Below are 15,823 nucleotides of genomic sequence, written 5' to 3'. Positions count from 1 at the left end.
CTACTATAAATAGACATCAACTTAAGAGTCGTTTCAGGTATGCCATATTATTCTCCCGGTGAAAGCCTCGTTCGCGAGCGTTCAGATCGCTTTTTACGCCGAATATACTTTATGCGCATGCTGGGCACGTTTCTGTGCTTTTTCCCGATCCTTTCCGTTCTGCTGGAACGCGGCGCTTCCTGGGTTGCGGTCACACTGCTGACGCTGAATGCTTTTATCTGGCCACATCTCGCGATGCTGATTTCCCAACGTTCGAAACAACCCAATCAGGCAGAATTTCGAAACCTGGCTTTTGATGCGATTGCCGGTGGCGCGTGGGTGGCGCAGATGGGCGTTTGTCTGCTGCCCTCGGCGGTGCTGACGTCCATTCTGATTGCTGACCGCTTCTCTGCCGGAGGCTGGCAATTACTGCGTCGCGCGGCGCTGTTTTACTGCATCGGATTTATTGTTTGCTGGCCGTTCACCGCACTGACTTTCTACACCACCGTCACCGACCGGACGTTATGGCTGACATTGCCTCTTTCGACGATTTATATTATTGCTTTCAGCGCCGCTAATTATTCAATTTCAAGAAAGCTGCGCGATAAACAGCATGAGCTGGAAAAGTCAGCGCTGATGGATCCTTTTCTCGGATTACCCAACCGGCGGCTGCTTGACCGGCGACTGATGCTGGAATTTGAACGTTCTAAACATGACCTTGCCTGTCTGATGGTGCTGGGCGTCGATGATCTGAAAATGGTGAATGATTTATTCGGACGAGAGGCGGGTGATTATGTTTTGCGATCGGTTTCCGCTATTTTGCGTCAGGAAACGGGGCAGAATGATTTTCCTGCTATTCTCGGTAGCGATGAATTTGTGGTTATCCTGCCGGGCATTTCAGAAGAAGAAGCTTATGCCGTCGGATACCGGTTATTACTGAAAACGTCCGAAATTCGTTTATCGCAGGATGAGGGTTTTCAATGTTCGCTGAGCATTGGCGTGGCAACATCGAAACATCATGAGAATTACAACCAGTGGCTGGCGACAGCGGAACGTGCGCTGGTGAATGTAAAACGCAATGGCAAAAACAGTATTGGCAGCGCGGGCAGGGCCGAAGCCGTAGCATAACTCTACTGAACACATATTTTCCCGGATGAAAAATGAAAAAAAGTAAAATAATGATGGTGGCAGCAGTTGCAGTAACGGTTTTACTGGCCGGATGTACATCAATAGATAAACCCGTAGGCGCCGAAACGTACCGCCCGGCGAATTTTGATGCATCTTTTGCACTGGGCGAGGCGAGTTATACCACGTCGGTGTTTTCGATACTTGAACGTCACCGCCGCGCGGATACTTACAAGAAGATCTTCGAATTCTGTAACGGCAAATTCCAGACGCAGGGCGAAAGTGATGACGGCGAAACAATGCATATCCGCTTCGCCTGTTTACCAAAAGAAACAGTTCAGACCCAGAGTGCCTATTCGATGCAGCAGAAATCTCCTTCACTTTACTGAGCCTGAAACTTACGCGGAGGTGGTATGAGCAAGGAAAGACCTGATTTTATCCGTCACTGGACTGAGCTCGAAGGCGCTGATGATAGCAATTATCCCGGCGATGATGAGCTGATGTCGATTGGCGCGCCGCTGGGGAAAACGCTCGGGCTGACGCGCATTGGCATCCATCATGAACGTCTGTTACCCGGCCGTCGCACCTGTTATGCCCATGCCGAAAGTTCAGAAGACGAATTTGCGTATGTGCTGGAAGGGCATCCTGATGTCTGGATCAACGGCACATTATACCGGCTGAAAGCGGGCGACGCCGTGGCGTTTCCACAGGGTACCGGGATCTGCCATACCTTTATCAATAATACCGATGAGGAAGTGCGGTTGCTGGTCGTGGGTGAAGCTAATAAACCGGAAAACCGGATTTATTATCCGCTCAATCAGGAATACGAAGCGACGCGCAAAGACCGCTGGCAGGATGTTCCGCAGCAGGAATTGGGCGGGCACGATGGTCTTTCCGATTCAAGAAGACAGCAAATTAAGAAGCCGGTTTAGAAACCGGTCTTTCTGTTCTTTCAATTAATTTCTCAATAATCAGCCGATGATTACTGAATGGAAAGTGACTGCCAGCGTTGCTGACAATAGGGCATCATCTTGTGAATCTTCAGGCTTTGCGCCTGATGATGATTCAGGGAATAGCCTTCCGGCGTGATCTCTAAAGTATCACCGGTTTTCAGGGTGAAATCGTTATCCACAGACAGGATCAGCTTCAGATTTCTGAATGCCTGGATGCAGATATACTTGAGTCCCGTCTGCGGGATATTCAGGATATCTATGATTTTCCATTCCATATTCTCACTCCTTTCTTGTTACTGTCTGATTTCTCGTGAGTCTTTCTGCCTCTTTTTTAACTCAAAAGTCCGTCATGTTTTGTCATCACAAAGTAATGATTTCTTTATAGGCGTTCCGATAGGTTCATTGCTTGAACTGACTCACAAAAGAGGCACTAAGAACTTTCGCAGATCGCAGAATGAATGAATTAGGACAAAATGCATTTATCGGAAATGGACTTTAGAAACGAAAACGAAAGCAAAAAGACTTGAAATGACAACGACAAAACAGGTATTTCTGAATCCTTTCTGATTTTCAGGGCTGAACATCATGACAACTGATTCATTATCTGTGCCGAAGGATGATTTCATCTGGCTGGAAGGATTACGCAACGAAAAAGCGCTCGGATGGGCGCATGAGCAAAACGCCATTACGCTGGCGGCTTTTACCCAAAGCAGCGAATTTAATCCTCTGCGCGAAAAAGTGCTGAAAGGGCTGAATTCTCCGGAGCAGATCCCCGTCGTCTCAAAGTGCGGCAATGACTGGTACAACTTCTGGCAGGATGCACAGAACCCAAAAGGATTATTGCGCAGAACCTCGCTTGAAGAATTCCGTAAAGCGCAACCGAAGTGGGAAACGGTACTGGATATCGATGCGCTGAGTAAAGCCGAAGGCAAAGACTGGGTGTATCACGGCGTATTTGCACTCAAGCCAGATTTTAACCGGGCGCTGATTTTCTTGTCACCGGACGGCGGCGACGCTTCAGAAGTACGCGAGTTTGATTTACGGACGCTGGAATTTGTCACTGACGGCTTTTTCCTGCCTGTCGCTAAAAGCCGTACCGGCTGGATTGATAATGACCATCTGTTTGTCGCCACTGACTTTGGTGAAGGCTCACTGACCGGTTCCGGTTATCCGCGCATTGTGAAAATCTGGCAACGCGGTACACCGCTCTCAGAAGCCAAAACGATGTTCAGTGCCGATAAAAAAGACATGATGGCGGTCGGTTATCACGACAGTTTTAAAGGGTTCGAACGCGATTTTGTGGTCCGCGTTATAGACTTTTATCACCGCGAAGCCTATGTGCTGAATGCGCAAAAAGAGCTGACCAGAATAGACCTGCCCACTGATGCCAAATTCAGTACCTGGCGCGACTGGTTGCTGGTTCAGCCTTCCAGTGAATGGCAGATTAATGGCGAAACCTGGCCTTCCGGCTCGCTACTGACGGTAAACTTTGATGCGTTTCTGGCCGGTGATCGCGCGCTGAAACCGCTGTTTATACCGGGGGCGCACTCCTCTCTCAGCGGTGTGACGGCGACCCGCGACCAGCTCAACGGTTATTCTTTTACCCGCGATCACATCATCCTGAGCATCACGCATGATGTGGTGAACCGCCTTGAAGTGCTGACACCGGAAAACGGTGAATGGCGGCGCGAACCGTTCGGCAAGGTAGGGGAGCTAAGTAAAATTCATGCCTGGGGTGTGGATGACGACACCAATGAATATTTCGTGACGGTCAGCGGATTCCTGCAACCGGCGAGTTTATCGCTCGGTAATCTGGATAACGGCGTGGAAGTGGAGGCTGAACTGCTCAAGCAGGATCCTTCGCATTTCGATGCGTCCCGTTATCAGGTCAGTCAGCATTTCGCGCAATCTGATGACGGCACGCGTGTCCCGTATTTTGTTATCTGCCGCAAAGACGTGGTTTCCGACGGGCAAAATCCGACGCTGCTTTATGGTTACGGGGGGTTTGAAGTCTCGCTGGATCCGTATTATCTCGGCGTCAGTGGTGTGGCGTGGCTGGATCGCGGCGGCGTGTTCGTGGTCGCCAATATCCGTGGCGGCGGCGAGTACGGGCCGGAATGGCACAAAGCGGCGCTGAAAGAAAAACGTCTGCGGGCGTATGAAGATTTTGCTTGTGTCGCCAGAGCACTGATTGCCAGCAAGATCACGTCACCGGCGCATCTGGCCGCACAGGGTGGCAGCAACGGCGGTTTGTTGGTCGGCAATATGCTGACGCGCTATCCGGAATTGTTCGGGGCGATTGTCTGTGAGGTCGCGCTGCTGGACATGTACCGTTATACGCAAATTTCGGCAGGTGCTTCATGGATTGCTGAGTACGGCGATCCGCAAAAGCCGGAAGAGTGGGCGTTTATCCGTGAGTTTTCGCCGTACCATAATCTTGATTCGACGAAAAAGTATCCGCCGGTACTGATTACCACCGCCACCAGTGATGATCGCGTCGGGCCAGACCATGCACGCAAAATGGCGGCCAAAATGCAGGCGATGGGCATTCCGGATGTGTATTTTTATGAGAACACCGACGGAGGCCACAGTGCGGCGGCAGACAAGGCGCAGTCAGCGTTTAAACGCGTGATGGTGAGTGAATTTCTGCTGCATTTCCTGGGGCGCAAAGTCCAGGAATAGCACCAGTGCAGCGATCCGCGGACTTAAGCCAAACGGGATGCCATTACGGTATCCCGTTAATATTTCGACATGTTTTATCCGCCATTATTTTTTGTAAAAACATTGCCCCGCCAATCCTTCCTTGTTTATTATTTCAACTTCATTTGATAACAATTATCAAAATCATTTCTTATTCATTCTCATCTTCGGGTAATCGCATGTTAAAGAACACCGCTCGCGTGCTGTCTGTTGCAGGTCTGATGGCTGCCTCATCCTCAGTGTTTGCTACCACCTATCCGCTGACCGTGACCGATATGGCCGGGCAAAAAGTCACCATTGATAAAGCACCGCAGCGTGTGATTTTGCAGGACGGGCGTGATTTGCTGGCGCTGGCCGTTCTGGATAAAGCCAATCCGTTCCAGCATGTGGTGGCGTGGAATAACCTGCTGAAGAAAACCGACAGCGGTACCTGGGACATGCTGAAAAGCAAATGGCCTGACTCAGCGGAAATCCTCGATATGGGATTTAGCGATAAAGGGCAGGTGGATCTGGAAACGGTCATCGCTAAAAAACCTGATCTGATGATTGCTCAGGTGCGTGCGAAAGACTCGCTGGCACAGGCTGGCGTGCTGGAAAAACTGGCCGCTCTGCATATCCCGGTGCTGTTCGTGGATTACGAACTGGATCCGGCCAAAGACACGGCGCCGAGCATTGAGCTGCTGGGTAAAGTGATGAACCAGGAAGACAATGCCCGCGCTTATACCGCGTTTTATAACGAGCATTTCCATAACATCCAGAAAGTGGTTTCGGCCATTAAAACCAAGCCAAACGTCTTCATCGAACCGATTGCCGGCCGTGACGACTCCTGCTGCTTTACCCACGGGAACGCTGGCTGGGGCAAGCTGATCCAGGCCGTGGATGCCAATAATATTGGTTCTAAACTGCTGCCGGGTGCATCGGGCACTGTTTCTCTGGAGCAGGTCATCAGCATGAAACCAGACGTTTACATCATGACCGGTTCGGCGCGTCCGGCTTCCGGTTCCGTGACGCACATTCTGCCGTTCGGTTATGGCGCGAATGAGGCGGACGTGGATAAACAAGCCAAAGTGCTGCTCTCCCGCACCGGCGTTGCGCAGATCCCGGCAGTCAGCGATAAGCACGTCTATGGCGTTTATCACCAGTTCTACAACCATCCGTACAACATTGTTGGTATGGAATATCTGGCGAAATTTATCTATCCGGAACAGTTCAAAGATTTAGATCCGGCGAAAACCTACCACGATATCGTGCGTAACTTCACTCATCTGCCGGACCAGGATTTCATTCTGGGCTGGACGCCGAAAAAGTAACATCTGACATATCTCAGCACTTTACGTTTAATGACTCCGCCTGTGATCTTGCAGGCGGATTTTCAATCCCTCCGCGTACTTTCTGCACGAACTTTACCTCCGTCACATTTGTTGACACTCCGTTAATTCATACAAAAATATAACTGTATTACTGTATCTGCATAACGCCGGCGGGCATCGTTTATGGCGTCGTACGACACATCAATAAGGTGAACTTATGCAATCTGAAGAACAGCGTTTAATTGACGGGCTTTTTAGTCGCTTACAACAGGCTGAGTCCAATACAGCACCGCGTGATACGGAAGCTGAGCGTGTGATTCAGGCCCATATTCGTCAGCAACCGTCTGCCCCGTATTACATGGCGCAGGCGATGATTATTCAGGAAGCGGCGCTGACCAAGCTCAATGCGCAGATGCAGGAACTGCAACAGCAGAACGAGCAGTTGCAGCAGCAGGCGCAAACCGCCAAACCGCAAAGCAGCGGTTTCCTGGCCGGTTTGTTTGGCGGCGGTTCCTCACAGGCTGCGCCACCGCGTCAGGCGTCGCAGGGCAGTCAGCCGATCCCAGGCACTCAGGCGTGGGGAAATCAGCCTCAGCCTCAGCAACCGCAATATGCTTCACAACCTCAGCAGACTCCGGCGCAGGCCGCGCCATCGCAGCCGGGCTTTTTAGGCAGCGCATTGCGAACTGCGGCGGGTGTCGCGGGCGGTGTGGTGCTGGCCGATATGCTGACCGGCATGTTCCATCACAGCCAGCCGCAGGAAATCGTCAATATTATCGAAGAACCACCGGTGCAGGATCTTAATCCGGCTGACAGCAGTTTCCTCGACAACAATCAGGGGTTCGATAACAGTCAGGGTTTTGACAACAATCAAAGCTTCGACAGCGGTCAGCCTTCCTGGGAAGATGCTTCACTGCGCAACGATAATTCGGATCTGGGGTTCGGTTCTGACAGTTTCGATTCGGATGATTACAGCAACGACGACGATTCGTTTTTCTAACTGTTTGATGTCATAAGGCTATTAAACGCCTTTTTGGCAGAAGAAAAATGCAACAGAAAACGAAGAGTGAGAGCTTTATCGCTTATTGCCATCAGAATTCTGGACAAAAGTTAAATCTGTTGCTGTACTGTATTTGACACACATTTTGTGTCCAACATTCACGTAAAGGTAAGTTTGATGTCTAAGATTAAAGGTAGCGTTAAGTGGTTCAATGAATCTAAAGGTTTTGGTTTCATTACCCCTGAAGATGGCAGCAAAGACGTTTTCGTTCATTTCTCTGCTATTTCAAGCAACGGTTTCAAGACCCTTGCTGAAGGCCAGCGCGTAGAGTTCGAAATCACCAATGGTGCCAAAGGCCCGTCGGCTGCTAACGTTATCGCTATCTGACTTTAGCCGAATTCTAAAAAACCCGCCGAAGCGGGTTTTTTTTTGCCTCTTTTTCAGCAACTTCTAGTTCTCTACGCCGATGGCTTCATCCGTTTCGAAGAGGCTCTGAAAATAGTGATGGTATATGGCTTCCAGAAGCTCTGCGTCGGCGTGAACTGTCGTCAGTCGACGAAATGCGGTGCCCTCACAAATGACCGCTAAAGTTTCCACTTTGGCCGTCATTTCAGTCTCTGAAAATTGTGGGAAAGTGGCACTGAGCAGAGACTTAGCTTCGTTGAATAATTGTTTTTCAGAATCGCGCCAGATTTTTTCCACTGCAGGATTGCGGGTAGCTTCTGCGGCCACTTCCAGCATGAGTGCGTGGTCAATTTCTGCCTGTTCTTTTTGTTCAGCGCACTGTTCTTCTTTATATGGCGCGCTGAGATTGCCAATCCTACGGTGCGCCAGATTGTGTGCCACCTGTTGCAGGTTGTGGGCATTGCCGGTCATCAGCCTGATTTTTTTCATGACGATGCGGCGCACAATTTCTTCGATGATGGCGTCTTTATTGGCGAAATAGCGGTAAATCTGTCCCACACTGAGCAGTGAAGTTTTCGCAATTTCAGCCATGCCTGCACCATGAAAACCATGTTTGCGAAAACACAGGCGTGCTGCGGCAATAATCTGGTCGCGTCGTGCGCTGATGCGCGCGTCTTTACTGCATTGTTGTGGGGGGAGCATGATTTACCTGAGAATTTTTCTGATATTGATTGTGAACGATCATTCTCAAGTATAGGCAATAAGGAGGAACAGGTAAATATTTGTATTATGAATGGAATGAAAAGTGACGTTTCGTTTCTGCGTCATTAAGCCCGGCGCAGAAATGCAAACGGCGCAATCCAGAGGAGTGCGCCGTTTACGGAAAGGGGGAAGTTCTAAATCACAGTGAGTTATGCAAAGTAGGCCTGTAAAAAAGCAACCACTGTCAGGACACAAAGAGCAACAGTCAGGAGCTCAGAAGACGTTTTTGGAACAGAAAACATGCCATACCTCGAAAATAAACCAGAGTGAACTGACGCTATTATCTGCACAGAAGATGAAGGAAACATTAAGAAACGGCGGAGGATAAGAACCTGTGTCACATATTTATCACGGGGATGCCTTTTGTCATAAAAAAGGCATCCCCGGAAGATAGGATCAGTGCGCGCTAAACCAGCTGACCAGCATAAAGGCCAGTAAAGTCATGGTCAGGGAACCGGCAAGATTGAGCGCCATATTGAGCAGGGCGGCACCAAAACGACCCTCCTGTAACATGTATACGACTTCGAGGGAGAAGGTGGAAAAGGTGGTCAGGCCGCCGCAAAAGCCGGTGGTGATCAGCAGTTTCCAGACCGGTTCGATATGGGTCAGACGGGTGAAAAGGGCGATGCCCAGGCCAATAATAAATGCACCGACCAGATTCACCGTCAGTGTACCGACCGGTAATACCGGGCTCATCCCGTTCATTTTGAGGCTGACATACCAGCGAACCACGCTGCCAATACCACCGCCAATAAAGACTGCAAGTAAGGTGCTAAACATAGTAATGCCTTAAAAAAGCGATGAATTCAGAAAGGGCCGGGCGCTAAGTTTACCTCGCGTCACAGGGCTTGTGTAGCCGCGATACAGAAACAGTGTGTAACCAGGAAAACGCTATGTTAATCAGAGAAGGTGTCGTTTCAGATGCGCAAATTCTGGCGCAATTACTCGGCGATTTGGATTATCCCAATACGCCGGAAGCCGTAGCAGAACGTGTGGTAAAAATGGCCACTAACCCGGACAGTTGTCTGCTGGTTGCGCAAGCCGAGGGCAAGGCGGTGGGCTTTATCTCATTGCATTATATTCCGCAGATTGCGCTGGCCGGAGAGTTCTGCCGGGTGAGCTATTTATGCGTCAGCGACCAGTGTCGTGGCGCAGGTATTGGCCAGAAACTGCTGGATGAAGCAGAGCGTCTGGCGGCGGAACGCGGCTGCGACCGTATGGAAGTACACAGCCATACCCGCCGCGTGCGCGCCCACCAGTTCTATGCGCGGGCGCGATACGAAGAGTCGCCGAAATATTTGCTCAGGCATTTACCCAAAAAACCCTGAGCAATCAGGCTCCCATTGCCAGAACCAGGGCATCAGCAATTAAATCTACCTGCTCCGGTTTCACCTGACTGGTACTGATACGGATAAACTGCCCCGGCCCGATGCGGCTGCGCTCGCCGGGCAGAACCGCGATGCCCCGCGCAGCCATCGTCACCAGCGCGAACTGCTCGGAGGGCACCGGGATCCACATCGCCAGTCCGTCGCGTTCGGGAATGGTAATGCCGCGTATACGTAAAGCGTCAGACATGGCTTTGCGGCGCTGCGCATAGACGTTTTTGGCGTGCGATATCCCTTCCTGCGTTTTCGGATCTTTAATCAGCCAGGCCAGCGCTTCCTGCAAAATACGGCTCGACCACCCGGCACCAAAATTACGGAATGATTTGATTTGTTTGATTAAATCGTTCGAACCTGAAATCACCGCCAGCCGCAAGTCCGGGCCATAGGCTTTGGAATAAGAACGGACATGTACCGTCCGGTCAGGCAACCGGCTGCCCATACTCACCGGCGGATAACAGGACAATTGCCCGATGCCGTCATCTTCAATGATCAGCGTATTGCTCTGGCTGAGAATTTCCGCCAGCGCAGCATAACGTTCTGCATTGATGGCGTGGCCGCAATGTGAGTGTGTACGTGGTTGGTAAATAAATGCGGAAGGATTTTTCAGCAGCGCCTGAGCCAGAGATTCCGGCAGCGGACCGAACTCATCGCATTTCACCGCGAGCACCTGTGCGCCCAGATTATCCAGCATATCCAGCAAACGGGTGGCCGTCGGATCCTCAATCGCCACCACCGAACCCTGCATCAGTAAGGTTTGCAGCGTCAGGTTCATCCCGTCAAAACCACCGTCCGCAGACATAAACGCGGGTGCGTCATAAGGCCAGTCGAGTTTTGCCGCTGCAAGCAATGACGGCGCAATGGCTTCACGCTGATAGCTGTTGAGATTATCCGCACCAACGCCGTGTTGCATGGCTTCGAGCAGGTTAGGCAGCAGCTCCGGGTCCGGCGAGGACAGCGCCAGATCCGCAATAATATGTTCGCCAAAATTGCCGATTTTCTCAAAGCGCGCCGGTCTTGGCGAAAGCATGTCCCCGCACACCCAGACGCCGTTGCGCCCGCGACCGGCGATCACTTTCTGACGTCGCAGTTGCCCCCACGCGGCGGATACCGTGGCCGGACTGACCCCCAGCGCCTGCGCCAGTTCGCGAACGGCGGGCAGGTGCGTCCCGATTTCGATCACCCCGGAACGGATCATCGCCGCGGTTTCAATCGCAATGCCCCGCATGGAACGATCCTGTAATTGCGTCGCTAACCATTGTGCGTCCAGCGTTTTTTCGAGGGGATTTTCTGCCATTTTCTCGCCTTTTGTTCAGTAACAAAGAATCTATTGTACATATTAATTTATGCCATTAGTATCAAACTTAGCCAACGGAGGCGATAAAATAATCACATTGCGATGAAGATGGTCTCCTTCGTAAAAGAATTTGGTGTGTTTGCTGGAAAGTTTGTAAACGCACAGTTGTTTTTCTGCATATCAACCATGCTGACACTTAAGGGGACGGATGTGACGATTACCATCAGGCTGGCTGTTCGTGACTGGGATTATTTTACGCCGCTGGCGTTAGGCGACCTCAAACCGCAAGGCTTTACTCTTGAAATCGATCGTGTGGGTACGCTGGTCGATAATCTGGGCACCAGCGACCAATACGATGCGGGTGAAGTGTCTTTCAGTCGTTACGCACAAGGGCGTGCGCGGGGCGAATCCGATTTGTTGGCCATACCGCATTTCCTGATGCGCGGTTTCCGTCAGCGCTGCATTATCACCCGTGAAGACAGTCCGCTGACTGAACTTTCCCAGCTGGCTGGCAAGCGTATCGGCCTGACCGGCTGGCAGGATTCCGGCAATACCTGGACCCGTACGCTGCTGGCGCTGGAAGGCGTGGGCATTGAAGATGCGAACTGGTATGTGGGTCGTCTGACTGCCGCGCACCCGATTGTGGATCGTCTGGCCGGTTTTGGCCGTGAAGGTCGTATTGAAGCGGTGCCGGAAGAACGTCCGATGATGGAGTTGTTGCAGGAAGGCTGGCTGGACGCCATTTTCACGCCGTTTATGCCTGACGGTTTCTTCAAGCCTGACTCGGGTTTCCGTCAGTTCCAGCCGGATTTCCGTGCTGCCGAGCTGGCCTATTTTAACCGCGTCGGTTACATCCCGGGCATTCACCTGCTGGTGATTAAACCCGCACTGGCTGAAGAACACCCGTGGCTGCCACAGGCGCTGAGTGAAATCATCGACCGCTCTTATCAGGTCTGGATGGACAAGCGCGCCAAGTATGCCGATACCACGCCGTGGTTACTGGACGATTTACGTCGCACGGTCGTCGATTTACCTGCGGACTGGAATGCAAACGGTTACGCAGCCAACGAAAAGATGATCGACGATTTTGCTCATGAATTACATGCACAGGGGCTGACGGCTAAACGACTGACTCCGCAGGAGTTATTCCCGCAGTTTGCCAATACTATCTAACCATTTGCCTGAATGTTCAGGCGACAGGGGAGTAAAGATGAAAGTTGCATTAGGTCAGTTTGCCGTTTCCCGTGAATGGGAAGCGAACGTCGAAACCTGTCTTTCGCTGATGGCGAAATCACGGGAAGCAGGCGCGGATTTGCTGGTATTGCCGGAAGGTATTCTGGCGCGTGATATCACCGATCCGGATCTGGTGTTGAAAGCGGCGCAGCCGCTGGATGGCCCGTTTGTCAGCCAGTTGCTGGCGGCCAGTCGTGGCAATCAGATGACCACCATGATGAGCGTTCACACGCCCGCACCGGACGGTCGTGCCTATAACGTCCTGATTTCAATCCGTAATGGCGAAATTATTTCTGAGTATCAGAAGCTGCATCTTTATGATGCGTTCTCTTCGCAGGAATCGAAAAACGTCACTGCGGGCGATGAAGTGCCGCCGCTGGTCAATGTCGCCGGTTTTAACGTCGGCCTGATGACGTGTTATGACGTGCGTTTCCCGGAACTGGCGCGTCGTCTGGTGCTTGATGGCGCAGACGTACTGGTTCTGCCCGCCGCCTGGGTCAAAGGCCCGCTGAAAGAAATGCATTGGGAAGTGCTGGTCACGGCGCGCGCACTGGAAAACACCACTTATATGGTGGCAGTGGGTGAGTGTGGCGAGCGCAATATCGGCAACAGCATGGTCGTCGATCCGCTGGGTGTGGCTATCGCCCGCGCAGCAGAAGCCCCGGCGCTGGTGTTTGCTGAACTGGACAAAGATCGTCTGGCACATGCCCGCAAAGTGTTACCGGTGCTGGCAAACCGCCGTTTTGGTTTACCGCAATTACGTCACGACTGATTTTCGCTGCCGGTCCTCAACGGTAGCCACTGATTTTAAGCAGTATCGCGCGCCTCACCAGGGAACGCGTTTGTTTTGATATAAAAAGTAAAATAAACAGCCTTATAAAAAGCTTCTTAAAGAAGTACCCGGAAATCCGCCACGGAAGGCGCTCACTATAAAAACACAACATTCATAAACTCACAGACCGACTTTTTCGACAGAGGAAATAAGAGAATGATGGCAAAAAAACTACGTCAGGCTGCTGCTCTGACCGCTGCATTACTTTCCGTATCTTCCATTAATGCCTTTGCTGCTGAAAATGTGTCAATCCCGACGCAGACGATGGATCCGGCGATCCACGCTAAATTGCCTGCGGATATTCAAAAGTCAGGCGTGATGACGTCGGTTAACAACGGGTCTTTCCCTCCGTATGAAATCGTCACCGGCGCCAATGGCCTGGATGGCGCAAGCGCAGATCTGGCGCACGCACTGGCTGAAGTGTTAGGTGTGAAAATTGAACATGCTTCCGTGAGTGGCTTATCTGGCATTCTCAGCGGTATGGCGGCAGGCCGTTACCAGATGGGCATCGGCCCGATTGGTGATTATCCCGACCGTCAGGCGAAAAATGATTTCATCGATTTTGTGAAAGAGTACGTGGTGTTCGGTGTGCGTAAAGGCAACCCGGAAAAAATCAATTCTCTCGATGATACCTGCGGCAAACGTATAGCCGTCATGGCAGGTGGATCAGCTGAACAGGTTATTCGCAAGCAATCGGATGTGTGCGTCAAAGGCGGTAAACCGGCGGTGACGGTGCAATCTTTCAGTGACCAGCCGACGTCTATTCTGGCCGTGCGCTCAAACCGTTCCGATGCATTCTTCTCTTCTCAGGCACCGCTGACGTATTTTGTGGAAAAAGCCAACGGCCAGCTTGAACTGACCGGCACCGGCAAATCCAACGGATTTGGCGATATCTTCCAGGGCACCGTCGTTGCCAAAGATTCTCCGGTACGTGACGCAATCCTTGCCGGTTATCAGAAACTGTTCGATAACGGCACGTACGGCATCATCATGAAAAAATGGGGGCTGGAAGGCAATATGATCCCGGCACCGGGCATCAACCTGGCAAAGGCGCAGGCTAAATGACTGATAAAACGTATAGTTCAAAGCCGGCAGTCATGGACGACTATACGCAGGATCCACGACGTAACGTTGAGTTTTCCCATGCACCGCGTCACTACGGTCGCTGGATTGCCTGGATAGTTGTGCTGCTGATTGCAGCTGATGTGATTTGGGCGGTGTCCCACAACCCTAATTTCGAATGGCACGTGGTGGCGCAGTGGTTTACGGAAGGTACTGTCATCAAAGGCCTGGGCGTGACGCTGGGTCTTACCGTGGTCTCGATGGTGCTCGGCGTGTTCATTGGCCTGATGCTGGCGATTGCCCGTTTGTCTGACAGCATGTTGCTGCGAAGATTAGCAGGATTGTATATCTGGTTCTTCCGCGGTACCCCGCTGCTGGTGCAATTGCTGTTCTGGTACAACATGTCGACGCTGTTCCCGCGGGTGGTGATCGGCATCCCGTTTGGCCCGGAATATTTTAGCTGGAATACCAATGATCTGATCACGCCGCTGACGGCGGCAATTGCCGGTCTGGCGCTGAATGAAGCGGCGTATATGGCGGAAATCATTCGTGCCGGTTTGTTATCGGTCGATAACGGTCAGGGCGAAACCGCGCAGGCGTTTGGCATGAGCCGTGGGCGCGCGCTGCGCCGGATTATCATTCCGCAGGCAATGCGTTCGATCATTCCCCCGACGGGTAATCAGCTGATCAGCATGATTAAAGCGACATCGCTGGTCAGCGTTATCGCCATGGGCGACCTGCTGTATTCGGTGCAAACCATCTACAACCGCACCTTTGAAGTGGTGCCGATGCTGATGGTGGCGGTTATCTGGTATCTGTTTATCACGTCATTGCTTAACCTCGGGCAGTCCGCGATTGAACGCTATTATTCCCGCGGCACGCGCCGGACGTTGCCTAACGTAAAACGACGTCAGACCAATGCGGAAGAAAAAGCCGCGCCGATCATTAATTCGCCGGGCCTGGTCCGAAAGGAGGACTTATGAGTCAAATGCCATCCGGCGCACAGTCATCCGAACCGGCATCACTGGTGACGGCACGCAACGTGCATAAAAGTTACGGTGATAATGAAGTATTGAAGGGCATTGATCTGGATGTCAAACCGAGTGAAGTGGTGGTGATCCTCGGGCCATCAGGCTCGGGTAAATCCACCTTCCTGCGCTGCATTAATCACCTGGAAGATATTGATCGTGGCTCGATTATGGTGGGCGGTGAGCAGATTGGTTATGAGCTGCGTGGCGACCATCTGCATAAATTGTCTGAACGGGCCATTGCTCGCCAGCGCCGGGATATCGGTATGGTGTTTCAGCAATTCAATCTTTATCCGCACATGACTGTGCTGCAAAACATTACGGAAGCCCCGGTCGGCGTGCATAAAGAAAGCCGACATGACGCAGAGAAATATGCCCGCGAGTTGCTGCAAAAAGTCGGGCTGAGCGATAAAGCGGATGCGTATCCGCGTCATCTTTCCGGCGGACAACAACAGCGCGTGGCGATTGCGCGGGCGCTGGCGGTGAAACCTAAGCTGATGCTGTTTGACGAACCGACTTCTGCACTGGATCCTGAGCTGGTGGGTGAAGTATTAGCCACCATGCGGGATCTGGCACAGCAGGGGCTGACAATGATTGTGGTCACCCATGAAATCGGTTTTGCGAAAGAAGCGGCTGACCGTGTGGTGTTTATGGATCGCGGAGTGGTGGTCGAGCAGGGCGCGGCGGATGAGGTGTTAGTGAATCCTCAGCATCCGCGCACGCAGGCTTTCCTCAGCCGTTTCATCTGACAATTA

17 protein-coding genes are annotated in these 15,823 nt (G+C 51.8%); 13 read left to right on the top strand and 4 right to left on the bottom strand.

The genetic code is table 11. From position 1 onward, the window contains the following. Window positions 1-111 precede the first annotated feature (111 nt). Genes D6C13_RS10155 through D6C13_RS10145 form a run of 3 tightly spaced genes read left to right on the top strand, consistent with a single transcriptional unit; the run spans window position 112 to window position 2,036 of the window. Window positions 112-1,107, top strand: coding sequence for a diguanylate cyclase domain-containing protein (locus D6C13_RS10155; RefSeq protein WP_244212669.1), 996 nt, complete (start codon window positions 112-114; stop codon window positions 1,105-1,107). 32 nt (window positions 1,108-1,139) lie between these two features. Then, a complete protein-coding gene (locus tag D6C13_RS10150) occupies window positions 1,140-1,493 on the top strand; it encodes a membrane protein insertase YidC (RefSeq protein ID WP_120132638.1) in 354 nt (117 codons plus the stop codon). A gap of 24 nt (window positions 1,494-1,517) precedes the next feature. Continuing rightward, a complete protein-coding gene (locus D6C13_RS10145) occupies window positions 1,518-2,036 on the top strand; it encodes a cupin domain-containing protein (RefSeq protein WP_120132637.1) in 519 nt (172 codons plus the stop codon). A 50-nt stretch (window positions 2,037-2,086) separates the two neighbouring features. On the opposite strand, the gene D6C13_RS10140 is transcribed toward D6C13_RS10145, so the two are convergent. After that, a complete protein-coding gene (locus D6C13_RS10140; RefSeq protein ID WP_120132636.1) occupies window positions 2,087-2,332 on the bottom strand; it encodes a hypothetical protein in 246 nt (81 codons plus the stop codon). A 310-nt stretch (window positions 2,333-2,642) separates the two neighbouring features. Here D6C13_RS10140 and D6C13_RS10135 point away from each other — a divergent pair, with 310 nt between their 5' ends. The 4 genes from D6C13_RS10135 to cspE all read left to right on the top strand — a co-directional run bounded on the left by D6C13_RS10135 (window position 2,643) and on the right by cspE (window position 7,454). Then, a complete protein-coding gene (locus D6C13_RS10135) occupies window positions 2,643-4,739 on the top strand; it encodes a prolyl oligopeptidase family serine peptidase (protein WP_120132635.1) in 2,097 nt (698 codons plus the stop codon). A gap of 197 nt (window positions 4,740-4,936) precedes the next feature. Further along, window positions 4,937-6,067 carry an ABC transporter substrate-binding protein gene (locus D6C13_RS10130; RefSeq protein WP_120132634.1) on the top strand — a complete coding sequence of 377 codons (1,131 nt, stop codon included), beginning with the start codon at window positions 4,937-4,939 and terminating at the stop codon, window positions 6,065-6,067. A 217-nt stretch (window positions 6,068-6,284) separates the two neighbouring features. Further along, window positions 6,285-7,067: a DUF2076 domain-containing protein gene (locus tag D6C13_RS10125; RefSeq protein WP_120132633.1), complete on the top strand. Its 783-nt coding sequence runs from the start codon at window positions 6,285-6,287 to the stop codon at window positions 7,065-7,067. 177 nt (window positions 7,068-7,244) lie between these two features. After that, on the top strand, window positions 7,245-7,454 hold the full coding sequence (gene cspE / locus D6C13_RS10120; protein WP_009636912.1) for a transcription antiterminator/RNA stability regulator CspE: 210 nt from the start codon (window positions 7,245-7,247) through the stop codon (window positions 7,452-7,454). A 63-nt stretch (window positions 7,455-7,517) separates the two neighbouring features. Here the strand turns inward: cspE and D6C13_RS10115 are convergent, their stop codons facing one another. Together D6C13_RS10115 and crcB are read right to left on the bottom strand one after the other, a co-directional pair. Further along, entirely contained in the window at window positions 7,518-8,174 is a 657-nt protein-coding gene (locus tag D6C13_RS10115) for a TetR family transcriptional regulator (RefSeq protein ID WP_120132632.1), read from the bottom strand. A gap of 456 nt (window positions 8,175-8,630) precedes the next feature. Beyond that, a complete protein-coding gene (crcB, locus tag D6C13_RS10110; RefSeq protein ID WP_120132631.1) occupies window positions 8,631-9,014 on the bottom strand; it encodes a fluoride efflux transporter CrcB in 384 nt (127 codons plus the stop codon). A 113-nt stretch (window positions 9,015-9,127) separates the two neighbouring features. Between crcB and D6C13_RS10105 the strand changes: the two genes are divergently transcribed. Continuing rightward, entirely contained in the window at window positions 9,128-9,562 is a 435-nt protein-coding gene (locus D6C13_RS10105; RefSeq protein ID WP_120132630.1) for a GNAT family N-acetyltransferase, read from the top strand. A 4-nt stretch (window positions 9,563-9,566) separates the two neighbouring features. On the opposite strand, the gene D6C13_RS10100 is transcribed toward D6C13_RS10105, so the two are convergent. Then, complete coding sequence (locus D6C13_RS10100) at window positions 9,567-10,913, bottom strand: aminotransferase class I/II-fold pyridoxal phosphate-dependent enzyme (protein WP_120132629.1); 1,347 nt, start codon at window positions 10,911-10,913, stop codon at window positions 9,567-9,569. A gap of 210 nt (window positions 10,914-11,123) precedes the next feature. On the opposite strand from D6C13_RS10100, the gene D6C13_RS10095 reads away from it, so the two are divergent. The 5 genes from D6C13_RS10095 to D6C13_RS10075 all read left to right on the top strand — a co-directional run bounded on the left by D6C13_RS10095 (window position 11,124) and on the right by D6C13_RS10075 (window position 15,817). Then, window positions 11,124-12,086 (top strand): substrate-binding domain-containing protein, encoded by a 963-nt coding sequence (locus D6C13_RS10095; RefSeq protein ID WP_120132751.1) that lies wholly within the window; start codon window positions 11,124-11,126, stop codon window positions 12,084-12,086. Window positions 12,087-12,123: 37 nt separating this feature from the next. Continuing rightward, window positions 12,124-12,918 (top strand): deaminated glutathione amidase, encoded by a 795-nt coding sequence (locus D6C13_RS10090; protein ID WP_120132628.1) that lies wholly within the window; start codon window positions 12,124-12,126, stop codon window positions 12,916-12,918. A gap of 216 nt (window positions 12,919-13,134) precedes the next feature. Next, window positions 13,135-14,043, top strand: a complete 909-nt coding sequence (locus D6C13_RS10085) for an ABC transporter substrate-binding protein (protein WP_120132627.1) — start codon at window positions 13,135-13,137, stop codon at window positions 14,041-14,043. Continuing rightward, window positions 14,040-15,023 carry an amino acid ABC transporter permease gene (locus D6C13_RS10080; RefSeq protein ID WP_120132626.1) on the top strand — a complete coding sequence of 328 codons (984 nt, stop codon included), beginning with the start codon at window positions 14,040-14,042 and terminating at the stop codon, window positions 15,021-15,023. The genes D6C13_RS10085 and D6C13_RS10080 overlap by 4 nt, the downstream gene beginning before the upstream one ends. After that, window positions 15,020-15,817 (top strand): amino acid ABC transporter ATP-binding protein, encoded by a 798-nt coding sequence (locus tag D6C13_RS10075; protein ID WP_120132625.1) that lies wholly within the window; start codon window positions 15,020-15,022, stop codon window positions 15,815-15,817. Before D6C13_RS10080 ends, D6C13_RS10075 begins: the two co-directional genes overlap by 4 nt. Window positions 15,818-15,823: the final 6 nt, after the last annotated feature.

The sequence above is a fragment of the Rahnella woolbedingensis genome (assembly GCF_003602095.1).
In the GTDB taxonomy this organism is placed as follows: Bacteria; Pseudomonadota; Gammaproteobacteria; order Enterobacterales; family Enterobacteriaceae; genus Rahnella; species Rahnella woolbedingensis.
The sequence above is the reverse complement of the archived record's forward strand: the minus strand, read 5'-3'. Positions and strand labels throughout refer to the sequence as shown.

What these genes read in the sequence shown, in the direction of transcription:
- D6C13_RS10155 (WP_244212669.1), top strand. Translation starts at nt 112, where the DNA reads ATGCGCATGCTGGGCACGTTTCTGTGCTTTTTCCCGATCCTTTCCGTT.
- D6C13_RS10150 (WP_120132638.1), top strand. Translation starts at nt 1,140, where the DNA reads ATGAAAAAAAGTAAAATAATGATGGTGGCAGCAGTTGCAGTAACGGTT.
- D6C13_RS10145 (WP_120132637.1), top strand. Translation starts at nt 1,518, where the DNA reads ATGAGCAAGGAAAGACCTGATTTTATCCGTCACTGGACTGAGCTCGAA.
- D6C13_RS10140 (WP_120132636.1), bottom strand. Translation starts at nt 2,332, where the DNA reads ATGGAATGGAAAATCATAGATATCCTGAATATCCCGCAGACGGGACTC.
- D6C13_RS10135 (WP_120132635.1), top strand. Translation starts at nt 2,643, where the DNA reads ATGACAACTGATTCATTATCTGTGCCGAAGGATGATTTCATCTGGCTG.
- D6C13_RS10130 (WP_120132634.1), top strand. Translation starts at nt 4,937, where the DNA reads ATGTTAAAGAACACCGCTCGCGTGCTGTCTGTTGCAGGTCTGATGGCT.
- D6C13_RS10125 (WP_120132633.1), top strand. Translation starts at nt 6,285, where the DNA reads ATGCAATCTGAAGAACAGCGTTTAATTGACGGGCTTTTTAGTCGCTTA.
- cspE (WP_009636912.1), top strand. Translation starts at nt 7,245, where the DNA reads ATGTCTAAGATTAAAGGTAGCGTTAAGTGGTTCAATGAATCTAAAGGT.
- D6C13_RS10115 (WP_120132632.1), bottom strand. Translation starts at nt 8,174, where the DNA reads ATGCTCCCCCCACAACAATGCAGTAAAGACGCGCGCATCAGCGCACGA.
- crcB (WP_120132631.1), bottom strand. Translation starts at nt 9,014, where the DNA reads ATGTTTAGCACCTTACTTGCAGTCTTTATTGGCGGTGGTATTGGCAGC.
- D6C13_RS10105 (WP_120132630.1), top strand. Translation starts at nt 9,128, where the DNA reads ATGTTAATCAGAGAAGGTGTCGTTTCAGATGCGCAAATTCTGGCGCAA.
- D6C13_RS10100 (WP_120132629.1), bottom strand. Translation starts at nt 10,913, where the DNA reads ATGGCAGAAAATCCCCTCGAAAAAACGCTGGACGCACAATGGTTAGCG.
- D6C13_RS10090 (WP_120132628.1), top strand. Translation starts at nt 12,124, where the DNA reads ATGAAAGTTGCATTAGGTCAGTTTGCCGTTTCCCGTGAATGGGAAGCG.
- D6C13_RS10085 (WP_120132627.1), top strand. Translation starts at nt 13,135, where the DNA reads ATGATGGCAAAAAAACTACGTCAGGCTGCTGCTCTGACCGCTGCATTA.
- D6C13_RS10080 (WP_120132626.1), top strand. Translation starts at nt 14,040, where the DNA reads ATGACTGATAAAACGTATAGTTCAAAGCCGGCAGTCATGGACGACTAT.
- D6C13_RS10075 (WP_120132625.1), top strand. Translation starts at nt 15,020, where the DNA reads ATGAGTCAAATGCCATCCGGCGCACAGTCATCCGAACCGGCATCACTG.